Genomic DNA, 20,850 nt, shown 5'->3' on the forward strand with positions numbered 1-20,850 from the left:
GTGGGGGGTTCGGGGGGCAAAGCCCCCTGATCTTCCTAACCGACCATGCATTAAGGACCGAGTGATGCGTTACATTTCGACGCGTGGGGTGGCCCCGGCCCGGACGTTCGACGGGGTGTTGCTCGCCGGGCTGGCCGAGGATGGCGGGTTGTTTGTGCCCGATGAATGGCCGGTCTTTTCCCCTGCCGAGCTGCGCGCGATGCGTGGCCTGCCGTATGCGGAACTGGCGGCACGCGTCATGGCGCCGTTCGTGTGTGGCGGCGCGGTTTCGGTCGATGATCTGCAGGGCATGTGCCGGGCGGCCTATCGCGGGTTCGACCGTGCAGCGGTAGTTCCGCTGGTGCAGTTGGAGCCTGGGCTATTCGCCCTCGAACTGTTCCATGGCCCGACGCTCGCGTTCAAGGATCTGGCCTTGCAGGTGGCCGGCCGCCTGTTCGATCATGTGCTGGAGGCGCGCGACGAGCGCGTGATGATCGTGGGCGCGACATCGGGGGACACCGGGTCCGCCGCGATCGAGGCGTGCCGTGACCGCTCGCGCGTCGACATCGCCATTTTGCACCCCGAAGGCCGCACGTCCGCGGTGCAGCGCCGCCAGATGACGACGGTGCGCGCCCCCAACGTGCTGAACATCGCGGTCGGCGGCAATTTCGACGATTGCCAGGACCTCGTGAAAGCGATGTTCGCCGATGCGCCGTTCCGCACGGACATGCGGCTTTCCGCGGTCAACTCGATCAACTGGGCGCGCATCGCCGGCCAGATCCCCTATTTCGTCGCCGCTGCTCTCGCCCTCGGCGCGCCGGACCGTGCGGTTGCGGTTTCGGTGCCGACCGGCAATTTCGGCAATGTCCTGGCCGCCTGGGCCGCCAGGCAGATGGGCGTGCCGATCGCGCGCTTCATCGTCGGCAGCAACGCGAACGACATTTTGGCCCGTTTCCTCGCCGGCAACGACATGAGCACGGCCGGCGTGGTCGAGACCGTCTCACCCTCGATGGATATTCAGGTCAGCTCGAATTTCGAGCGCCTGCTGTTCGAATTCCTGCACCGCGACGCAAGCGCCACCGCGCGCACCATGGCCGATTTCCGCGCCACCGGCCGTATGGCGGTGCCCGACCCGGTCTGGCGCGCGGTCCGCCGCGAATTCACGGGCTTTGCGCTCGACGATGCGGCGACATTGGCGGAAATCGGCCGGATCAAGCGCGATTACGGCTACATCGCCGAGCCGCATACCGCCATCGGCATTGCCGCCGCGCGCGCCTGCGGCCCGATCGGCATCCCTGTCATCGCGGCCGCCACCGCGCATCCCGCCAAATTCCCCGATGCGATGGAACGCGCAATCGGCATCCGCCCCTCTCTCCCCGAACCTTTAAAAGACCTATATCATCGTCCTGAAGTCTTTCAGCGCTCCAGCAAGCGCCTCGCCGAGGTGCAAGCGCTGGTTCGCAATTTCGCGCATAGGAACAATGCATGACCGACGGTGTTCAGATCACCCATCTCGATTCCGGCTTCACCATCATCACCGAACGGATGGAGCGGGTGGAAACGGTCTCGTTCGGCGCCTATGCCGGCGTCGGCACCCGCCACGAAACCGCGCCTGAAAACGGCGTGTCGCATTTTCTCGAGCACATGGCGTTCAAGGGTACCGAAAAGCGGAACGCGGTGGAAATCGCCGAAGCGGTCGAGGATGTCGGTGGCCATATCAACGCCTACACCTCGCGCGAGCAGACCGCCTATTACGTCAAGATGCTGAAGGACGACCTGCCGCTCGGCATCGACATCATCGGCGACATCCTCTGCCATTCCACCTTCGATGCTGGCGAATTCGAGCGCGAGCGCGGCGTGATCCTGCAGGAAATCGGCCAGGCGAACGACACGCCGGACGACATCGTGTTCGACCATTTCCAACAGGCCGCCTATCCCGGCCAACCGATGGGCTGGCCCACGCTGGGCACCGAGAGCATCATCAAATCACTCTCGCCCGACGTGCTGCAGCGTTACATGCGCGCCCACTACACGCCCAAAAACATCGTGGTCTCGGCGTCCGGCAAGCTTGAGCACCAGCGCGTGGTCGATCTGGTCAGCGAACATTTCGCCGACCTGCCGAACGCGACCCAGACCCCGCCGATCCCCGGCATCTATGGCGGCGGCGAATATCGCGAAATCCGCGATCTCGATCAGGCGCATATCGTGCTCGGCTTTCCCGCGGTCGGTTACAGCGACCCCGATTTCCACGCCGCCATGCTGCTCTCCACCCTGCTCGGCGGCGGGATGTCCTCGCGCCTGTTCCAGGAAATCCGTGAAAAGCGCGGGCTGGTCTATTCGATCTATTCGTTTGCCCTGCCCAACAACGATGCCGGGCTGTTCGGCATCTACGCCGGCACCGGCGAGGCCGAAGCCGCCGAACTCGTCCCCGTCACGCTCGGCGAACTCGCCAAGGTGCAGGACAGCATCACCGAGGCCGAGCTTCGCCGCGCCCGCGCGCAGGTCAAGGCCGGCATGCTGATGTCGCTCGAATCCACCGGCAGCCGCTGCGAACAATTGGCCCGCCAGTGGCAGGTGTTCGGCCGCGTCGTGCCGATCGCCGAAACCGTCGCCAAGATCGACGGCGTGACGGCGGCCGACATCACCCGCGTCGCCACGCGGATTTTCCGCGGCAAACCCACCCTCGCCGCCATCGGCCCGATCGGCCGCGTGCCGCAGATGCCGAAAATTTTGGAGCGGCTTGCTGCGTAACGACAAATCGTATTACAAATTCGAGTTATAAACGATAACATTGGAGGCAATTTTTCGTGGGCACAGAACTGGACTCAGACTTAACCACGGCTCTTAATCGAGCTGATCAAAACACCTTGTCTCGTATTGTTGAAGCACTCCACAGTAGCCCTTCAATGTCCCTCAAGAAAGATAAAGAATATTTACAGAACAAAGATAACCTGTCCAATGTCACCGATTGGCTGGGCAAGAAAATCCTTTCTGCAGGCGGATTCGGAATTGCTGGAATTACGTTAACAAATCCAAGTTATAAAGAGATTTTAATCGAGTTATGTAATGTAGCGAAAATAGCGACTGCACCAATTTTAACGGTCCCCGAAATAGAAAGCCGAATTCTTGCTTGGGCGTATTCCGAAGCAAAAAAAATAAATCCCTCGGCACCATCATGGGACGGTTTATTTAGGCCGTCGCCTGAATGTATCAGCTTTTTATCTAGCCATATTATTGAAGGATTTAAAAACCCTGATTTTATGAATTCTTTTAAGCAATCAGTGAATGAGGTAAATAAAGATTTGAAGGGCTTCTTTGATATATTTTTGAAGTGGGGACCTCACATTCTAAAACTTATAAGCGCTCCTAGTGTCAAAAATATGATGCCCGGTTGGATAATGGCAGCAGTAGCAGCGATGGGCGCCTTGTTTACGGAGGGGGCTGTAGCGGCCGCAACCGCAACAGCGGCGGCGGCAGGTGGTGTTGCTGCGGCGGCAGGCGCAGGTGTCGCTGCGGCGGCATACGCAACACTGATCGGAGTTTACGCCGGACTCCAGTTCGCTGGCCCCACTACTCCCGCTCTGTTCTTGGTGGCATTCGAACTGGCGATCGCGCGCCTTCCCGTATTACCGACGAGCAGTAGCTAGGACTGGAAGTTATTTTGGAAACTCAAATCAACAATCTGCATCTTCTCCTGTCCGCCGCCAAGCGTGCCGGCGCCGATCAGGCCGATGCCCTGCTCGGCTCAAGTGCCTCGGTCTCGGTCGGCCGCCGCATGGGCAAGATCGAGGAGATCGAGCGCGCCGAGAGCAACAACATCGGCCTGCGCGTGTTCGTCGGCAAGCGCAGCGCCATCGTCTCGTCCGGCGCGGTCGATCCCGCCAGTTTCGACCGCCTGGCCGAACAGGCCGTCGCCATGGCCAAGGTCGTGCCCGAAGACCAGTTTGCCGACATCCCCGACGCCCCACCCCCCGGCGACGCCGCAGCGCTCGACATGGACGACGCCGTCGAGCCCTCGATCGATACGCTGATGGCCCGCGCCGCCGCCGCCGAGGAAGCCGCGCTCGCCTTCCCCGGCATCACCAATTCCGAAGGCGCCGGCGCCTCCTGGTCACGCAGCCACGTCGCCCTCGCCACCTCGCGCGGCTTCGCCGGCGCCTACAGCCGCTCCGGCCACGGCGTCTCGGTCTCGCCGATCGCGGGCGAAGGCGTCGGCATGCAGCGCGACTATGAATATTCCTCCTCGGTCCACGGGTCTGACCTGTCAGACCCTGCCGCGATGGGCCGCGCCGCCGCGGAACGCGCGGTCAGCCGCCTCAACCCCGGCCGGCCGGTCACCGCGAGACTGCCGGTGGTCTATCATCCGCGCGTCGCCGGCAGCCTGCTCGGCCATTTCACCGGCGCCATCAACGGCTCCGGCATCGCGCGCGGCACCAGCTTCCTCAAGGATGCGATGGGCAAGCCGGTCTTCGCACCCGGCATTTCGATCATCGATGATCCCAAGCGCGTCCGCGGCATGCGCTCGCGCGCGTTCGACGGTGAAGGCCAGCGCGTCGAGCGCCGCGCCCTGATCGAAGACGGCATCCTCACCACCTGGCTGCTCGATTCCCGCAGCGCCGCCCAGCTTGGCCTGAAAACCACCGGCCACGCCGCACGCGGCACCTCCGGCCCGCCCAGCCCGGCGGCCAGCAACCTCTACATCGAGCCCGGCACCCTATCCGCCGAGGCCCTGATATCGGACATCAAGCTCGGCCTCTATGTCATTGAACTCATCGGCATGGGCGTGAACGGCATCACCGGCGATTATTCACGCGGCGCCGCCGGTTTCATGATCCGCGACGGTCAGATCGCCGAACCGGTCGCCGAGATTACCATCGCCGGCAATCTGCGCGAGATGTTCATGCACCTCACCCCCGCCAACGATCTCGAATTCAAGCGCGGCACCGATGCCCCGACCCTGCGCGTCGAAGGCATGACCATGGCGGGCGGCTGATCGGGCGCCCATGTCCCTCGTCCTGACCGGTGCCGGCGGCCAGCTCGGCGTCGTCCTCCGCCCCCGCCTGCTCGCGCGCGGCATTCCGCTCCGCGCGGTCGATATCGCGCCGATCACGCCGGTCGATCCGCGCGAAACCACCGTGATCGGCGATTTGCGCGACCCCGCCATCGTCGATCAGGCGCTGCACGGCGCCACCGCGGTCCTGCATCTCGCCGGCACCAGCGTCGAACGGCCGCTGCCCGAGATCATCGAGAACAATCTGGTCGCCCTGCACGCTTTGTATGAAGGTGCCCGCCGACACAATGTGCAGCGAATCGTGTTCGCGAGCTCCAACCACACCATCGGCATGTACCAGGTCGGCCACCGCCTCGGCCTGTCCGACCCGTACCGGCCGGACGGGCTCTACGGCCTGTCGAAACTCTGGGGCGAAGGCATGGGAAGGCTCTATTGGGACAAATACGGCATCGAAGGCGTCGCATTGCGGATCGGCAGCGCCCTGCCCCGCCCCACCGAAGCGCGCCACCTCTCCACCTGGCTCGGCCACGAAGACCTCGAACATCTGGTGATGCAGAGCCTCACCGCCCCGATCAGCGACTACCGCCCGGTCTGGGGCGTCTCCGCCAACACCCGCAGTTGGTGGAACAACGAGAAAGCCGCCGAACTCGGCTACCGCCCAACCCAGAACGCCGAGGATTTCGCCACCGAAATCGCGGATCTGCCCGACGCAGGCTGGGACTGCCAGGGCGGTGCCTTCGCCGCCGCCCGATAAAACACGCCCCCGATTCACCTTGCCCAATGCGCATTAAAGACGCATATATGACGCATCATCCCCAAGGAGCCCACCATGTCCGCACGCTTCAATCTCGTCCTGTCCGATGAATTGAACCGCCGGGTCGATGCCGTGGCGACCGACCCGGAAACCAAATCCTCACTGATCCGCAAGGCGCTGGCGATGTACATCGCCGCGGTCGAAGCGCAGCGCGATCGCGGCCTGCATGTCGGTCTGTTCGATCCGGCGACCAGGGAGATCAAGACCGAAATCATCGGCCTTTGAGCCTGATCGATCTCAACAACCTGCCGTCCGATGTTCAGGCAACGATCGGGCGCAAGGAAACCGATGGTGAACGCCGGGTCCGCCTCGTCAAGGATCTGGTCGTCTTCACCCTGGCGATCATCCTCATGGTCATCGTGGTCGCCTATTCGTTGGATATCCTGCTCGCCGCCACCGCTACATCGGCCGACAAGCGCTGGGCACAATCGATCATCAGCGCCATCGCCGGCGGTGTCATCGGCTATCTGCTTCGCCGCTGAACCGGCGCGGCGTCAGTAAATCGCCTCGTACAACCCGATGATCGCCGCCGCATCCGGCACCGCCGGGTTATTCGCCGGACTGCCCGAAGCCAGCGCCTGATCCGCCATCACGGCGCGCCTGCCATACCAATCATCCCGCCCGATCCCGAACGCCTCCGGCGTCGGCACGCCAAGGTCGAAATTGATCGTATCCAGCTCATCGACCAGCTTGGCACCCGCCAGTTGGTCCGCATCATCCGGCTGGGCAAACCCCGCGATCCGCGCCGCCTCGGCATAGCGCGGCAGCGCCGCATGCAACGAATACCGCGTCACCACCGGCAGCAACATCGCGTTGGACAGCCCATGCGGCACATGGAAATGCGCCCCGATCGGGCGGGACATGCCATGCACGAGGGCCACCGAAGCATTGGAAAACGCGAGCCCCGCCAGCGTCGCCCCCAGCATCATCGCCTCGCGCGCCGCCCGGTTGTCCGGCTCATGATAGACCGCGCGCAAATTCGCCCCGATCAATCCCAGTGCGGCCCGCGCATAACTGTCCGACACCGGATTAGCCCGACGGGACACAAACGCCTCCAGCGCGTGGGTGAACGCATCGATGCCGGTATCCGCCGTGGTCCGCGCCGGCACGCTCATCGACAATTCGAAATCGACAATGGCCGCGAGCGGTAACGCGCCCAACCCGCCGATCAGCATTTTCTCATCGGTCTCGGTATCGGTGATCACGGTAAATCGCGTCGCCTCGGAACCGGTCCCCGCCGTGGTCGGCACCGCGATCAGCGGCAACGCCGCCGCATCCGCCACTACCGGCACCTTGAACGCCCGCATCCTGGTGCCCTCGGGTGCCGCGAGCAGAATATTGATCGCCTTGGCGGTATCGATCGGCGATCCGCCGCCGAACGCGACGATACAGTCGATATCCAGATCCGCCGCCAGCCGCACGCCCGCCTCGATCACCCGATCCACCGGTTCCGGCACGGTCTCGCTGAACACCGTATAAACCATTCCGGCCCGATCGAGCGGCTCGGTCACCCGGGCGATCAGCCCGAGCTTCACCATCATCGGGTCGGTCACGATCAACGGCCGGCTCAACCCCAGCTTGCCGAGCATCACCGCAATCCGCGACGCAGCACCGGCACCGATATCCATATAGCGCGGCGCAAAAAAACTCATGTCCATCATGGGCCGTCCTGGTTTCCTGCCAAGCATAATGACGCGAAAAGGTTAATAATCAATGAACAGCCGCGCATTCCATACACAATTCACCGGTTTCTGAACGCCAACAGCACAATCACGCGAGCGCCGTCGCCCGCCAGCCCTGCCCCACCGGCTCGCATAAAATCGGCGTCGCATTCGTGGTCGGCACGTCCAACTCCAGCCCCATCAACCCCCGCACGGCGCGGAAAAACGCGCCATGCGATACAATCAGCAACGGCCCCGGCGTACCGCTCAGCACACGCCCCAGCACCAGCCCCGCCCGCACCGTGATCTCCGCGAAACTCTCCGCCCCCTCAGGGGTCGCCGTGCCATCCAGCCACTGCGCGAACCACGGATGCAACGGCTGGCCTTCCATCCCGCCGAACACCACCTCGCGCAAATCCGCCTCCAGGCTGATCGGCAGCTTCAGCGTTTCATTGACAATCTCGGCCGTCACCCGCGCGCGCTGCATCGGCGATGCCACAACCGCCGTAATCCCGCGCCCCGCCAGCAGCGGCGCCGCACGATGCGCCTGGGCAACGCCGGTCTCGTTCAACGGAATATCGACCGCCCCCTGCGAAACCCCGCGCGCATTGTAATCGGTCTGCCCATGGCGCAGAAACCAGAACGCAACGCGCGGCAGCGCCATCAGACCAGGCCTTCCTGCGTCATCGCCCGCTGCACCGCCGGCCGCGCCTTCATCCGCGCATAATGCGCCGCAATCCCCGGCGGCAGCGGCACCGTGTTGCGCCCCTCTGCCCAGAACGACACATAAAACAGCGCCGCATCGGCAATCGAATACGACCCCAACAGCCATTCGCGCTCACCGAGCGCATGCTCCATCAGATCGAACCCTTCGATGAAAATCCGCTTGCCCTCGGCCCGCACCGCCTCTTTCTCTTCGGGGTTCGGGGAGAATTTCTCGGGGCGGAAAATCCGCGAAAACCCCTGCATATGCATGGTTCCGTTGATATAGCTGATATACCCCATCGCGCGCGCCCAATCGAGCCGATCCGCCGGCTCCAGCCCCGCCGCAGGAAACGTCGCCGCCAGGTACCCGGCAATCGCGATCCACTCGGTCAGCACGGTGCCATCATCGAGCTCCAGCACCGGCACTTTCGACGCCGGATTGACCGCCTTGAACGCCGGCTGATACTGCATCCCCTCGCGCAGATTAACCAGCTGCCCCTCATGCGGCACGCCGATCTCCTCGAGAATGACGTGAATACCCAGCGAACACGCGCCCGGCGCATAATAAAGCTTCATGATGATCTCCCTGACAATGGTTTCAGTCGAACAGCGAACTGACCGAGGTCTCCTCGGAAATATTTCGCATCGCGGTCGCCAGCAGCGGCGCAATGCTCAACACCCGCAAATTCGCCGGGCATGCCCGCGTCGCATCGAGCCGGATACTGTCGGTAATCGTCAGCGTCTCGATCGGGCTCGCCTCGATCCGGTCGAGCGCCTTTCCCGAAAGCACGCCATGCGTCACATAGGCCGAAGCCGACGTCGCGCCATGCAGCAGCAAGGCTTCCGCCGCGTTGCAAAACGTACCGCCGGAATCGACGATATCATCGATCAGGATGCAGTTGCGCCCTTCGACATCGCCGATCACGTTCATCACCTCGGAAACGCCTGCCCGTTCGCGGCGCTTGTCGATGATCGCAAGGTCACAGTTCAACCGGCTCGCAATCGCCCGCGCGCGTGCCACACCGCCCACATCAGGCGACACCATCATGATATCCCGCCCCGCAAACCGCTCCTTGATATCCCGCGCAAACAGCGGCGCGCCGTACAGATTATCCACCGGAATATCGAAAAACCCCTGAATCTGCCCCGCGTGCAAATCAATCGTGAGCACCCGGTTCGCCCCCGCCTCGGTAATCAAATTCGCCACCAGCTTCGCCGAAATCGGCGTGCGCGGGCTGGTCCGCCGGTCCTGCCGCGCATACCCGAAATACGGAATGACCGCGGTAATCCGCCGCGCCGAGCTGCGCCGCAGCGCATCGAGCGTGATCAGCAATTCCATCAGATTATCGTTGGCCGGAAACGCGGTCGACTGGATCACGAACACATCCTCGCCGCGGACATTTTCGAGAATCTCGACATGGATCTCCATATCGGCAAACCGGCGGATCAACGCCTTCGCCAGCGGCAGATCAAGCGCGGCGGCCACCGCCTCGGCGAGCGGCGGGTTCGAATTGCAGGCGACAATCTTCATCAGGGAGGTTCCAGGGGCTGATGCGCGCGCTCGCGCTCGATACGGGGCGAGACCGGGCGTTTAGCAATCGCTTGGCGTGCTGTCCATTGTCGGTCGTCGAAACAGACGATGTCCGAAAAAGCGAATTCGTCTCTTTCATGGACAAAAATCCAGCACAAAAACGCGGCTCCTTCGTCGTGTGCTCGCGAAACCATCGGCGGCCCCGTGCGAATCGCCATTGCGTTATACCCAACCGGACCATACTCTCTCACCCATGAGTCAAAGCCTGTCGCTCCGCCCGGACATCGTGCTCGATGCATGGCTCACCCGCGATGTCTGGCCGCGCCGGATCATCGCCTTCATCATCGACATCATCCTGATCGCCGTGCTCGGAACGGCGCTCGCCTGGGTCATCGCCGTGCTCGGCATCCTCACCCTCGGCCTCGGTTTCCTGCTGTTCCACCTGATGCCGCTGATCCCCGCCATCTACTACGTCGCCTGGCTCTGCACCCGCAGCGCCGCCACCCCCGGCCAGCGCCTGCTCGGCCTCACCCTACGCCAGGACGACACGCTGAGCCTGCCCGTGCCGGCACGACCCAGCCTCGCCCAGGCGATCGCCTGGACCGTCCTGCTCTATCTGTGCTTCGCTCTCAGCATGATCCCGTTTCTCCTGGTGCTGATCACCCGCCGCCATCGCGCCCTGCACGATCTGCTGTCCGGCCTCACCATGGTCCACGCCGCCGCCCTCAACCGGGCCCCCGCCGCGTGAGTCGATCGCATACCCCATGAAACCCGGCCCACCCATGTCGCGCTCGCCACAGTTCTTCTACGCCACAGCACCGCTGCCCTGCCCCTATCTGCCCGGCCGCACCGAACGGAAGGTCGTCACCGAACTCGGCGGCACCGGCGCCGAAGCCCTGCACGATCGCCTCTCGCGCGGCGGCTTCCGCCGCAGCCACAACATCGCCTATGCCCCGGTCTGCCACGGCTGCCGCTCGTGCATCCCCATCCGCATCGTCGTCGCCGAATTCACCCCCAGCCGCACCCAGCGCCGCATCGCCGCGCTCAACACCGGGCTGCGCGCCTATGAAATGCCGCCGCGCGCCACCTCCGAACAGTTCCTGCTGTTCCAGCGCTACCAGCAAGCCCGCCACGGCGACGGCGACATGGCCTCGATGAGCTTCTACGACTACCGCGCCATGGTCGAAGACACACCGATCGAAACCTGGCTGGTCGAATACCGCGACGAGTCCGATCGTCTGGTCGGCGCCTGCCTGACCGATCGCCTGGGCGATGGTCTCTCGGCCGTCTACTCCTTCTTCGCCCCCGACCTCGCCCGCAACTCGCTCGGCACGCAATCGATCCTCTGGCTGGTCGAGCGCGCCCGCGAGCTCGGCCTGCCCTATGTCTATCTCGGCTACTGGGTCCCCGAAAGCCCGAAAATGGCCTACAAAGCCAAGTTCCGCCGCACCCAGGTGCTCGCCGGCGGTGCCTGGGTCGACCGCGAAACCATGTTCGACCCACAGCACACCGCCATCGAACGGACCCCCATCACGTCGGCTTGATCACCAATCCTCCGGTTCAGCCGCCCCAACGCACCCGCGCCGCATGATAAGCCTTGCATCCGCCCCGCCGGGTTCTAACTGGCAATCAGCAACCGAGTTTGCTGCACCGCACCATGACCGTTGCGGCACATGCCAGAGGAGGCTCCATGGCCCAAACCGCGACAAGCACCAACCCAACCCAAGCCCTCGCCCCGTCCAACCCGATCTCGCACGCCGCGAACAACGCCACCACCGCCATGCACGGCCTGCCGCATGCCCTGACCACCCTGATCCTGATCGCCGCCGCCCTGCTGGCCGCCGCCATCATCCACTTCGTCCTGGTCCACGCCGTGCCCGGGCCGCTGCTCAAGCGGCGCCCGGTCCTCGCCATCCTGGTCAAACGCACGCGACGCATCCTGTTCCTGGTGCTCGCGGTCGTGCTGCTCGGCACCGTTCTGCCGGAAGCGCCGATGGCCGCCTCTACCCTTTCGCGCGTGTTGCACGTCCTGAGTGCGGGCTTCATCGTCCTGCTCGGCTGGAGCCTGATGGTCGCGGTCGACACCTTCACCGTCTATAAATTATCGCTCCGCCCGGATAATATCCAGGCGGACGTCATGGCGCGCAAGCACGTCACCCAATGGCAGGTCCTGCGCCGCGCCAGCCACGTCCTCATCCTCATGATCACGGTTGCGGCCGCCCTGATGGTGTTCCCCGCCGTCCGCCAGTACGGCGTCTCGCTGCTCGCCTCGGCCGGCGCCGCCGGCCTCGTGGTCGGCCTCGCCGCCAGACCCGTCCTGTCCAACCTGATCGCCGGCATCCAGATCGCGATCACCCAGCCGCTCCGCGTCGAAGACGCCGTGGTCATCAACGGCCAATGGGGCTGGATCGAGGAGATCACCAGCACCTACGTCGTCGTCCGCATCTGGAACTGGCAACGCATGATCGTGCCGCTGGCCTGGCTGCTCGAACAACCCTTCCAGAACTGGACCCGCGACTCCTCCGAACTGATCGGCACCGTCCACTGGAACGTCGACTACACAATCCCGGTCGATGAACTCCGCAAAAAACTCGACGAAATCGTCCACTCCACCCCGCTCTGGAGCGGCAAGGTCGTCGTCCTGCAAGTCACCCACGCCCTCGCCACCACCATCGAACTGCGAGCCCTGGTCTCGGCCCGCAACTCCGGCGAAGCCTGGGATCTGCGCTGCTACGTCCGCGAAAAAATGATCGACTACCTGCAAGCCACCCACCCCGGCGCCCTGCCGAAACAACGCCTCGAACTCGAAGGCCAACCGATACCCGACCACCCCGCAGCCGTCGAACCCATCCACGAGGACGCCTAGCCGCCCGATCACCCACGCCGACCGGCGAAGCGCAGAACCCCGCCAACCCGGCCCGCGTCAGCGGAACATCAGCACCGGAATCCGGCACGATCGCAGCATGGCGGTAGTCGTGCTGCCGATCACCAGGCTGCGGATGCGCGAATGGCCATAGGCGCCGATCACCAGCAGATCGAATTTTTCGCTCTCGGCCAGCCGCGCGATCACAATCTCAGGCTCACCCGGCTCGATCCGCGTGCTCACCCGGGCGCCGCCGGCCTCGGCCTGCGCCTTCGCTTGCTCCAACTGGGCGTGACGCGCCGCATCGGCTGTCCCGACCGCGAGTATCTGCACATCCATGCCCCGCAGCAACGACGATCGCGCGGCGAATGCCATCGCCTTGCAAATACTGGCGCCGCCGTCATGGGCAATGATCACCCGCCCGATCGGCTTGAACCCCCGCGCCGCTGCCAGCACCGGGCATCGGCTCGCCCGCGCCACCCGCTCCAGATTGGCACCCAGATGCATCGTCGCGAAATCCGCCGCCTCGCCGCGCTTGCCGAGCACCACGATCGTCTCGTCGGTCTCCAGCGCGGTCAGCGTCTCCACCAGCGAACCATGGCGCTGCGTCGTCGCAACCGCCGCCCCGGCCGCCCGCACGCGCGCCGCCCCCTCCTGCAACAGCGCCCGCCCCTTCGCCAGGCCGAGCCGTGCCCGTGCCGCCTCGCTCTCGATCAACTCCGCCATCAGCGCATCATTGGCATCGATCCCGATCGCGCCGCTGAAATCGGCCACCGAAGCATGCTCCCGATGATGATCGAGCACATGCAGCAACGAAACATCCCCGCTGAGCCGCGCCGCCAGCCAGGCCGCATGGTCACACACGCTGGCCGCATAAATCGAGCCGTCGAGGCAGCCGATGATATGGTTCATGATCAATCCTCCCTCAGCCATGGTCCAGCAGTGCCAGCGCGTCCGGCTTGTCGTGAACGGCGAGCCGATCAACGATGGTCGCACTGGCTTCGTTGAGCCCGATCACCTCGACCATCGTGCCGTTGCGGCGCAGCTTCAGCACCACTTTATCGAGCGACTCGACCGCCGAAATATCCCAGAAATGCGCATGGGTCAGATCGATCCGCACCCGCTCCACCGCCTCCTTCAAATCGAACGCGTTGGCAAACGTCACCGTCGAGGCAAAGAACACCTGTCCGGTCACCCGATAGACGCGCAGCGTCCCATCCTCGGCCAGCTCGCCATCGATCCGCACCAGCTGCGCCACCTTGAACGCAAAGAACACAGCGCTCAACACCACCCCCGCGCCCACGCCGGCGGCAAGATTATTGGTCGCGACCACAATGCCCACGGTCGCCAGCATCACCACGCTGGAACTCTTCGGATAGGTGCGCAGATTGCGCAGCGAGCGCCAGTTGAACGTGCCGATCGAAACCATGATCATCACCGCAACCAGCGCCGCCATCGGAATCACCCGCAGCCACGGGCCGAGCACCACGATCAGGATCAGCAGGAACACGCCGGCAAACAGCGTCGACAACCGCCCCCGCCCGCCCGATTTGATGTTGATGACCGACTGCCCGATCATCGCGCAACCGGCCATGCCGCCCAGAAACCCGGTCACGATATTGGCAAGGCCGAGCCCCATGTTTTCACGATTGCGGTTGCTCGGCGTGTCGGTCAGGTCATCGACGATGCTGGTCGTCATCATCGACTCTAAAATACCAACCAGCGCCATCGAGACCGAAAACGGCAGCACGATCATCAGCGTATGCCAGGTAAACGGCACGTTGGGGATCAGCAGATGCGGCAGGCCGTCCGGCAACTGCCCCATGTCCCCCACAGTGCGGACTGGAATGTGAAAGAACACGGCGGCCAGCGTCAGCAGCAAAATCGCCACCAGCGGGGAGGGCACCACCCGCGTGAAGCGCGGCAGCCCGTAGACGATCACCAGCCCGACCGCGACCATCGCATAGGTCTGCCACGTCACGTGGATCAACTGCGGCAACTGCGCCATGAAAATCAGAATGCCGAGCGCGTTCTCAAAGCCGGTGATCACCGAACGCGACACGAACCGCATCAGCACCGCAAGCCGCATCATGCCGAAGACGATCTGCAACGCCCCGGTCAAAATCGTCGCGGCGAACAGATACTGCACCCCGTAATGACGCACCAGCAGCACCATCAGCAACGCGACCGACCCGGTCGCCGCCGAAATCATCCCCGGCCGGCCGCCGGCAAACGCGATCACGATGGCAATACAGAACGAGGCATCGAGCCCGACCACCGGCGAGACCCCCGCAATGATCGAAAACGCAATCGCCTCGGGGATCAACGCGAGCGCCACCACCATGCCGGCAAGCAGATCGCCCCGGACATTACCGAACCATTCGGTCCGAATTCTGGAAAGAGACATGGACTTCCTAATACGTGCGGACCCGACAACACAGGAGAGCCTGAACGTCATGCCGGGTCAGGAATCGGGCCGGCCAGCCGGCGGGCCCATCGAATCATCAATCCCGCGGCATCGGCATAACCGGAACGGTCAGCCGACCCTCATCACAGGATCAACAGCAATCATGCGGGATCTCAACGAGATCGACGCGCGCGCACCTATGGCGGCCGTCGCTCGGTCATCGTGGGCATGAAACAAATTTCCATTTAATGGAACCAATTCCCGGAAATCGATGACAGTCCGGGGCTTTCACCAACACAAAATCGCATGACAATAATCGAAACGACCACCCCTTGCCTCACATGAGGCAAGGGGTTGGAACCGGAGCCGATCAGGCCGCGTCGAACGCGCGATCGGCCTTCTTGCGCGAATGCGGGTCCAGATGCCGCTTGCGCAGCCGGATCGCACTCGGCGTCACCTCGACCAACTCATCGTCCTCGATATAGGCGATCGCCTGTTCAAGGTTGAGGCGGCGGGGCGGGATCAGCAGCAGCGCCTCATCCTTGCCGGCGGCGCGGATGTTGGTCAGCTTCTTCTCGCGGATCGGGTTGATATCCAGGTCGTTCTCGCGCGAATGCTCGCCCAGGATCATCCCCAGATAAACCTTCTCGCCGGCGCCGATGAACAGCGCCCCACGATCCTGTAACGCGAACAACGAATACTGCACGCTCTCGCCATCGGAATTGGAAATCAGCGCGCCGTTGCGCCTTCCCTCCAACGTGCCTTTCCACGGACCATAGCCGGTGAAATGGCGGTTCATCACGCCCGAACCACGCGTATCGGTCAGGAACTCGCCATGATACCCGATCAAGCCACGGCTCGGAATATGAAACGTCAGGCGTTGCTTGCCGCCGCCGGAGGGGCGAATGTCCTGCAACTCGCCCTTGCGGCGCGACATTTTCTCGACCACGACGCCCGCATAAGGCTCATCGACATCGATCAGCACTTCTTCCATCGGCTCTTCACGCTCGCCCGCCTCGTTCTCGCGCGTCAACACGCGGGGACGACCGATGGTGAGTTCAAACCCTTCGCGGCGCATCTGCTCGATCAACACGCCCAACTGCAACTCGCCGCGCCCGGCAACCTCGAACGCCTCGGTCTCGTTGGAATCCGTCACCTTGATCGCGACATTGCCTTCCGCCTCGCGGAACAGCCGCTCGCGGATCTGGCGCGACGTGACCTTCTTGCCTTCACGCCCGGCCAGCGGACCGTCGTTGATGCGGAACGTCATCGACAGCGTCGGCGGATCGATCGGCGTCGCCGGCAGCGCCGCGGTGATTTCCATGCCGCCGATGGTGTCCGGCACGGTCGCTTCCTTGAGGCCTGCGACCGCAATGATGTCGCCGGCGGAGACTTCATCGACCGGCACGCGCTCGAGCCCGCGGAACGCCAGCAGCTTGGTCAGCCGCCCGGTTTCCACGCTTCGGCCATCGAAGCTGATCACCCGCACCGGCATATTCACGGTGGCGCGCCCCTGCTCAACCCGCCCGGTCAGCACGCGGCCGAGGAAATTATCGCTCTCCAGAATTGTCACGACCATCGCGAACGGCGCATCTTCCGGCAAATTCGGCGCCGGCACATGGCTCACAATCAAATCGAACAGCGGCTTCAGCGTCTCGCGCGGCCCATCGAGGGCCACGGTCGCCCATCCCTGCCGGCCCGAAGCGTACAGCATCGGAAAATCGAGCTGCTCGTCATTGGCACCGAGGGCGGCGAACAGGTCGAACACTTCGTTGTGAACTTCATCGGCCCGCGCATCCGGCCGGTCGATCTTGTTGACCACCACGATCGGCTTCAACCCGCGCGCCAGCGCCTTGCCGACCACGAATTTGGTCTGCGGCAGCACGCCCTCGGCGGCATCGACCAGCACGACGACGCCATCGACCATGTTCAGAATCCGCTCGACCTCACCGCCGAAATCGGCGTGGCCAGGGGTGTCGACAATGTTCAACCGCACATCGCCCCACTGCACGGCGGTGCATTTGGCCAAAATGGTGATACCGCGTTCGCGCTCCAGATCGTTCCGATCGAGCGCGCGCTCGGCGACGTGCTGATGCGCGCCGAACGAGCCGGATTGCTTCAGCAACTGATCCACCAACGTGGTTTTGCCATGGTCGACATGCGCGATGATGGCGACATTGCGCAGCATATTCTGGGTCATATTATCGTCTTTCGGGGTTCAACGGGCTCCTCCTACACGTTTTGCACCGCAAAAGCGAGCATATCGGACGAGCGATCTTCGCATATGCAAAAAAGGGACGGCTCATGGCCGCCCCTTCCCGCCAGTTTTCCGTCGCAGGCGTCGATTACATCGACGAATTGGTCATCTGTTTGTGCATGGTGCTGTCCTTCTTACCCTGCGCCGCGCCGGGGCCAGGCTGCGCGTTGCTGCCCATCGCCCCATTGCCCATCGCCCCATTGCCCATCGCACCATTATTCATGGCGCCGTTGTTCATCGACCCATTGCCCATGCCGGTGTTGGACATCGAGACCGGCGTGTTCATCGTCGAACCCATGCCGCCCTTGTTCATCATGCCACCATGCATATCCATCATCGCCTTGTGGATCATCATCGATGCGCCATGATAATCACCATCCCGCACCGCCTTGCGCGCGTCGCGGATGGCGGAAATCGCCGGCGTGCTGATCGGGCCATTGACCGAACCCTGCGCATAGGAATTGGTCAACAAATCCGTCTCGGCGCGGCCCAGCGCGTCGGTCGCGCGCGTCTTGTTGTGCGCCATCACTGCCTGCTGCGCCATGTGCATATACTGCCCGGCCGAGCCGTTTTCCGGCATCATGCCGCCGCCCGCCATACCGTGGTTCATCATTGCGCTATGGTGCATCATACCGGTCGAATGGCCCATCGTCTTGCTCATGGTGCTGCGGCGCTGCTTCGGCATCGTCTGCATGCCGGTGGTCGATTTCGCGGTCCCGGCAGCGTCCGGGGCGGCCATGCCACCCGCCGTGGCGGACATGTTGCCCGACGAGGTGCCAGGCTCCTTACCGGTCACGCCGGTCGAGTTCATCCCAGCGGTGGCGGGCTGTCCGCCGGTCGTGCTCGCCGGCGCATTCTGCGCGAACGCGATGCCGCTCATGAGCATCAAAGCTGAACCTGCCATAAGAAGAGTACGCATAATAAAATCCTTCCTGCGATCACGTCGGAGTGCGTGACGGCTGTTTTATGTCGAGATCAGACCCCGACGGTTAAGTGTGCCGTAACGACTTGGGGATAATGTCGGCCCTGAACAACCGCGCAGAATTGACCGCGCGATTAAACCGGAGTCAGAAATGACCACGGCCGCCCTCCGTGCCGTTGCGATCCTGGGTCTGATCCTCCTGTCCGGCCACACCGCCCGTGCCAGTGGCGGCTGCCGCGCCGCCGCAGCCATCGCATCCCGCCAATACAACCTGCCGCCCGGCCTGCTCGCGGCGATCGGCGTGGTCGAATCCGGCCGCAGCGCCTGGCCAGATGGCGCGAAAGCCGCGTGGCCCGACACGGTCGATGCCGATGGCCAAGGCCATTGGTTCGCCACCGCCGCCGATGCCGCTGGCTTCGTCCGCACCGCCGAGGCCAACGGCGCAAAATCGATCGACGTCGGTTGTTTCCAGATCGACCTCGAAGCCCACCCCGATGCCTTCCCCGATCTCGCGACAGGTTTCACCCCCGCCGCCAACGCCGCCTACGCCGCCGCATTCCTCGCCCGCCTGCACGCAAGCCTCGGCTCATGGCGCGCCGCGACCGCCGCCTATCACTCGGCCACCCCGGCGCGCGGCCTGCCCTACGCAGCCCTGGTCAGCGCCGCCTGGCACGGCATCGCCGCAACGCCCGCCGCAACTCTCGCTCCGGCCGACCGCCACGTCATCCACCTCGCCCCGCCGCACGGCCACCTGCCGCTCATCATCACGCCATAATCCCCGCACCGCCATCAAGTGCTTGACGCGGCAACGCCCCACCCTGGCAAATGGCGGCATGAAGCGAATCCTGCCCATCGCCCTGATCACCGCCCTCGGCTTCTCCTCCGGCCTGCCGCTCGCGTTGTCGGGCTTCACCCTGCGGCTCTGGCTCGCCCGCGCGCACCTGCCGCTCGCGGCCATCGGCTTCACCACCAATCTCGGCATCGCCTATTCATTGAAATTCCTCTGGGCCCCCGCGCTCGACCAGATCCGCCCGCCGCCACCGTTCCGCACATTGGGCCGCCGGCGCGGCTGGCTGCTGCCGATCCAGCTCTGCCTCGCCGCCGCCATCGGCAGCCTCGCCCTCACCCACCCGGCGCATCACCTCGCCCTCACCCTGATCCTCGGCGGCATCGTCGCCTTCCTGTCGGCCAGCCAGGACATCATGATCGATGCCTGGCGGATCGAGTTCTTCCCGCTCACGATGCAGGGGGCCGCAACCGCCGGCTATGTCTGGGGCTATCGCGGCGCGATGCTGATCTCAGGCTCCGGCGTCATCGCCCTGTCGGTCACGCTCGGCTGGCACGCAGCCATCCTCCTGCTGGTCCCCCTGCAACTGATCGGCGCCGCCACCACCCTGCTCTGCCCCGAACCAACCCCGCCCGAAACCGTCGATACCGGGTCGATCGCAGCAAGATTCCGCGATGCCGTCATCGCCCCGCTCGCCGAGTTCTGGTCGCGCCGCGGCGCCGCCGTCATCCTCGCCTTCGTCGTGCTGTTCTACCTCGGCGAAGCCCTCGCCGGCGTGATGCTCGCCCCCTATTACACCCATCTCGGCTTCAACCGCGCGATCATCGCCCTCGCCACCGGCCCGGCCGCCCTGGTCGCGGTGCTCGCCGGCACCGCCCTCGGCGGCGTGCTGGTCGCCCGCGCCGGGGTCGGCACCGCGCTGATGGCCGCCCTCCTGTTCCAGACCCTCGCCCTCGGCCTTTACCCCGTCCTCGGTCTCCACCCGCACCTGCCGCACATCCTGCTGGTAGTCAGCGTGGTGGAATCCTTCGCCCAGGGCATCTCGGACGCCGCGTTCATCACCTATCTCTCCGGCCTGTGCGACAAGCACTACACCGCAACCCAATACGCTTTGCTGTCCTCCGTCGCCGCCGTCGCCCTGCGCACGGTCGGCGGCCTGTCCGGCGTGCTCGCCCAGGCGCTCGGCTGGATCAGGTTCTACGAATTCACCATCGTCTCAGCCCTGCCGGCGATCCTGGTGCTGGTGGTGATTCTGCGCAAATATCCACCGGCACGCACCATCGCCGCACCGTGAGCTAGGCACCATGGCCACCGCATTGATCAAATCCCGCTACGCCATCAGCCTGAATATCGCAGGCCTGATGATCTACCTCACTTTAGCCTCGGCGCTCTGGGCACCGTGGGGCGATCAGTCCCTGCCGATCGGCGCGGGTACCCCGATCGTCTGGGGGCTGACCGCCTTGCCCGTCCTGATCCTGTTCCTGTGCATCAATTTCGTATGGCTCGACCTGATCGTGCTGCGCACCCACGAAGAGCGGAACTGGCGGCATCTGCTGGTCTGGCTCGTGGTCATGCTGATATGGTTCGGCGTCAACCGGTTCGATCTCGCAATGCAGGGCACCACTGGCAACGCATCCATCACAATGAACAGCCCGGCCAGTTCCTCGGCGCACGCGCTCAGCGGATCACAACCACCCTGAACCCCTCAAGCCGCCCCCACGCCGCATCCGCCGTCAACGCTGGGCCGCCAGGATGCCATTTCGCCGGACCCGATCAGCCACATAGGCAAAACAAAAGCCGCACAGCAGGAAGAGTCTTCCGTGCCTATCCGGTTAAGTCAGACACCCACTACATGTGGGGTGGACCCATGCTCCCGAATAAAGCTGGGCATAGGTTGGCGCCTCGGCGCCGCC

21 protein-coding genes are annotated in these 20,850 nt (G+C 64.1%); 13 read left to right on the forward strand and 8 right to left on the reverse strand.

Going from position 1 to position 20,850, the window contains the following annotated elements; translation table 11 throughout:
- Positions 1-64: 64 nt before the first annotated feature.
- The 7 genes from thrC (at position 65) to B7X49_RS10115 (ending at position 6,286) form a co-directional block, all read left to right on the forward strand.
- Positions 65-1,468, forward strand: coding sequence for a threonine synthase (gene thrC / locus B7X49_RS10085; RefSeq protein WP_286704345.1), 1,404 nt, complete (start codon positions 65-67; stop codon positions 1,466-1,468).
- Positions 1,465-2,730: a pitrilysin family protein gene (locus B7X49_RS10090; protein WP_286704346.1), complete on the forward strand. Its 1,266-nt coding sequence runs from the start codon at positions 1,465-1,467 to the stop codon at positions 2,728-2,730. The genes thrC and B7X49_RS10090 overlap by 4 nt, the downstream gene beginning before the upstream one ends.
- Positions 2,731-2,786: 56 nt before the next feature.
- A complete protein-coding gene (locus B7X49_RS10095) occupies positions 2,787-3,626 on the forward strand; it encodes a hypothetical protein (RefSeq protein WP_286704347.1) in 840 nt (279 codons plus the stop codon).
- 14 nt (positions 3,627-3,640) lie between these two features.
- Entirely contained in the window at positions 3,641-4,972 is a 1,332-nt protein-coding gene (locus tag B7X49_RS10100; RefSeq protein WP_286704348.1) for a TldD/PmbA family protein, read from the forward strand.
- Positions 4,973-4,982: 10 nt separating this feature from the next.
- Entirely contained in the window at positions 4,983-5,744 is a 762-nt protein-coding gene (locus B7X49_RS10105) for an NAD(P)-dependent oxidoreductase (protein WP_286704349.1), read from the forward strand.
- 75 nt (positions 5,745-5,819) lie between these two features.
- Entirely contained in the window at positions 5,820-6,029 is a 210-nt protein-coding gene (locus B7X49_RS10110) for a hypothetical protein (RefSeq protein ID WP_029312296.1), read from the forward strand.
- On the forward strand, positions 6,026-6,286 hold the full coding sequence (locus tag B7X49_RS10115; RefSeq protein WP_029312297.1) for a hypothetical protein: 261 nt from the start codon (positions 6,026-6,028) through the stop codon (positions 6,284-6,286). Before B7X49_RS10110 ends, B7X49_RS10115 begins: the two co-directional genes overlap by 4 nt.
- A gap of 12 nt (positions 6,287-6,298) precedes the next feature.
- Here B7X49_RS10115 and B7X49_RS10120 read toward each other — a convergent pair whose 3' ends face one another.
- The 4 genes from B7X49_RS10120 to B7X49_RS10135 all read right to left on the reverse strand — a co-directional run bounded on the left by B7X49_RS10120 (position 6,299) and on the right by B7X49_RS10135 (position 9,701).
- Positions 6,299-7,462, reverse strand: a complete 1,164-nt coding sequence (locus tag B7X49_RS10120; protein ID WP_029312298.1) for an iron-containing alcohol dehydrogenase — start codon at positions 7,460-7,462, stop codon at positions 6,299-6,301.
- Positions 7,463-7,574: 112 nt separating this feature from the next.
- The gene (locus tag B7X49_RS10125; protein ID WP_286704350.1) at positions 7,575-8,129 is read right to left on the reverse strand and encodes a histidine phosphatase family protein; all 555 of its coding nucleotides are present in this window, start codon (positions 8,127-8,129) and stop codon (positions 7,575-7,577) included.
- Positions 8,129-8,746 carry a glutathione S-transferase family protein gene (locus B7X49_RS10130; protein WP_286704351.1) on the reverse strand — a complete coding sequence of 206 codons (618 nt, stop codon included), beginning with the start codon at positions 8,744-8,746 and terminating at the stop codon, positions 8,129-8,131. The genes B7X49_RS10125 and B7X49_RS10130 overlap by 1 nt, the downstream gene beginning before the upstream one ends.
- A 22-nt stretch (positions 8,747-8,768) precedes the next feature.
- A complete protein-coding gene (locus B7X49_RS10135) occupies positions 8,769-9,701 on the reverse strand; it encodes a ribose-phosphate pyrophosphokinase (protein ID WP_029312301.1) in 933 nt (310 codons plus the stop codon).
- A gap of 253 nt (positions 9,702-9,954) precedes the next feature.
- Here B7X49_RS10135 and B7X49_RS10140 point away from each other — a divergent pair, with 253 nt between their 5' ends.
- The 3 genes from B7X49_RS10140 (at position 9,955) to B7X49_RS10150 (ending at position 12,567) form a co-directional block, all read left to right on the forward strand.
- Positions 9,955-10,449 (forward strand): RDD family protein, encoded by a 495-nt coding sequence (locus tag B7X49_RS10140; protein ID WP_286704352.1) that lies wholly within the window; start codon positions 9,955-9,957, stop codon positions 10,447-10,449.
- Between the two features lie 34 nt (positions 10,450-10,483).
- Entirely contained in the window at positions 10,484-11,245 is a 762-nt protein-coding gene (locus tag B7X49_RS10145) for an arginyltransferase (RefSeq protein ID WP_286704353.1), read from the forward strand.
- Between the two features lie 146 nt (positions 11,246-11,391).
- On the forward strand, positions 11,392-12,567 hold the full coding sequence (locus B7X49_RS10150) for a mechanosensitive ion channel family protein (RefSeq protein WP_286704354.1): 1,176 nt from the start codon (positions 11,392-11,394) through the stop codon (positions 12,565-12,567).
- A gap of 57 nt (positions 12,568-12,624) precedes the next feature.
- Here the strand turns inward: B7X49_RS10150 and B7X49_RS10155 are convergent, their stop codons facing one another.
- From B7X49_RS10155 to B7X49_RS10170, 4 genes are all read right to left on the reverse strand, one after another.
- Entirely contained in the window at positions 12,625-13,476 is an 852-nt protein-coding gene (locus B7X49_RS10155) for a universal stress protein (protein WP_286704355.1), read from the reverse strand.
- A 13-nt stretch (positions 13,477-13,489) separates the two neighbouring features.
- Positions 13,490-14,971, reverse strand: coding sequence for a SulP family inorganic anion transporter (locus B7X49_RS10160; RefSeq protein ID WP_286704356.1), 1,482 nt, complete (start codon positions 14,969-14,971; stop codon positions 13,490-13,492).
- 370 nt (positions 14,972-15,341) lie between these two features.
- A complete protein-coding gene (typA, locus tag B7X49_RS10165) occupies positions 15,342-17,171 on the reverse strand; it encodes a translational GTPase TypA (protein ID WP_029312307.1) in 1,830 nt (609 codons plus the stop codon).
- A gap of 145 nt (positions 17,172-17,316) precedes the next feature.
- On the reverse strand, positions 17,317-18,108 hold the full coding sequence (locus B7X49_RS10170) for a hypothetical protein (protein WP_286704357.1): 792 nt from the start codon (positions 18,106-18,108) through the stop codon (positions 17,317-17,319).
- Between the two features lie 193 nt (positions 18,109-18,301).
- On the opposite strand from B7X49_RS10170, the gene B7X49_RS10175 reads away from it, so the two are divergent.
- The 3 genes from B7X49_RS10175 to B7X49_RS10185 are packed head-to-tail and all read left to right on the forward strand — an operon-like array spanning position 18,302 to position 20,637.
- Positions 18,302-18,925 carry a transglycosylase SLT domain-containing protein gene (locus B7X49_RS10175; RefSeq protein ID WP_286704358.1) on the forward strand — a complete coding sequence of 208 codons (624 nt, stop codon included), beginning with the start codon at positions 18,302-18,304 and terminating at the stop codon, positions 18,923-18,925.
- A gap of 58 nt (positions 18,926-18,983) precedes the next feature.
- Complete coding sequence (locus tag B7X49_RS10180; protein ID WP_286704359.1) at positions 18,984-20,231, forward strand: AmpG family muropeptide MFS transporter; 1,248 nt, start codon at positions 18,984-18,986, stop codon at positions 20,229-20,231.
- 10 nt (positions 20,232-20,241) lie between these two features.
- Complete coding sequence (locus tag B7X49_RS10185) at positions 20,242-20,637, forward strand: hypothetical protein (RefSeq protein WP_286704360.1); 396 nt, start codon at positions 20,242-20,244, stop codon at positions 20,635-20,637.
- Positions 20,638-20,850: the final 213 nt, after the last annotated feature.

The sequence above is a fragment of the Acidiphilium sp. 34-64-41 genome, from assembly GCF_002282635.1.
GTDB lineage: Bacteria > Pseudomonadota > Alphaproteobacteria > Acetobacterales > Acetobacteraceae > Acidiphilium > Acidiphilium rubrum.

Bases quoted from the DNA above. Each gene is read 5' to 3' on its own strand.
- B7X49_RS10185 (WP_286704360.1), top strand. From the start codon at position 20,242: ATGGCCACCGCATTGATCAAATCCCGCTACGCCATCAGCCTGAATATC.
- B7X49_RS10170 (WP_286704357.1), bottom strand. From the start codon at position 18,108: ATGAGCGGCATCGCGTTCGCGCAGAATGCGCCGGCGAGCACGACCGGC.
- B7X49_RS10105 (WP_286704349.1), top strand. From the start codon at position 4,983: ATGTCCCTCGTCCTGACCGGTGCCGGCGGCCAGCTCGGCGTCGTCCTC.
- B7X49_RS10180 (WP_286704359.1), top strand. From the start codon at position 18,984: ATGAAGCGAATCCTGCCCATCGCCCTGATCACCGCCCTCGGCTTCTCC.
- B7X49_RS10110 (WP_029312296.1), top strand. From the start codon at position 5,820: ATGTCCGCACGCTTCAATCTCGTCCTGTCCGATGAATTGAACCGCCGG.
- B7X49_RS10155 (WP_286704355.1), bottom strand. From the start codon at position 13,476: ATGAACCATATCATCGGCTGCCTCGACGGCTCGATTTATGCGGCCAGC.
- B7X49_RS10125 (WP_286704350.1), bottom strand. From the start codon at position 8,129: ATGGCGCTGCCGCGCGTTGCGTTCTGGTTTCTGCGCCATGGGCAGACC.
- B7X49_RS10130 (WP_286704351.1), bottom strand. From the start codon at position 8,746: ATGAAGCTTTATTATGCGCCGGGCGCGTGTTCGCTGGGTATTCACGTC.
- B7X49_RS10160 (WP_286704356.1), bottom strand. From the start codon at position 14,971: ATGTCTCTTTCCAGAATTCGGACCGAATGGTTCGGTAATGTCCGGGGC.
- thrC (WP_286704345.1), top strand. From the start codon at position 65: ATGCGTTACATTTCGACGCGTGGGGTGGCCCCGGCCCGGACGTTCGAC.
- B7X49_RS10145 (WP_286704353.1), top strand. From the start codon at position 10,484: ATGTCGCGCTCGCCACAGTTCTTCTACGCCACAGCACCGCTGCCCTGC.
- B7X49_RS10175 (WP_286704358.1), top strand. From the start codon at position 18,302: ATGACCACGGCCGCCCTCCGTGCCGTTGCGATCCTGGGTCTGATCCTC.
- typA (WP_029312307.1), bottom strand. From the start codon at position 17,171: ATGACCCAGAATATGCTGCGCAATGTCGCCATCATCGCGCATGTCGAC.
- B7X49_RS10120 (WP_029312298.1), bottom strand. From the start codon at position 7,462: ATGGACATGAGTTTTTTTGCGCCGCGCTATATGGATATCGGTGCCGGT.
- B7X49_RS10140 (WP_286704352.1), top strand. From the start codon at position 9,955: ATGAGTCAAAGCCTGTCGCTCCGCCCGGACATCGTGCTCGATGCATGG.
- B7X49_RS10090 (WP_286704346.1), top strand. From the start codon at position 1,465: ATGACCGACGGTGTTCAGATCACCCATCTCGATTCCGGCTTCACCATC.
- B7X49_RS10150 (WP_286704354.1), top strand. From the start codon at position 11,392: ATGGCCCAAACCGCGACAAGCACCAACCCAACCCAAGCCCTCGCCCCG.
- B7X49_RS10135 (WP_029312301.1), bottom strand. From the start codon at position 9,701: ATGAAGATTGTCGCCTGCAATTCGAACCCGCCGCTCGCCGAGGCGGTG.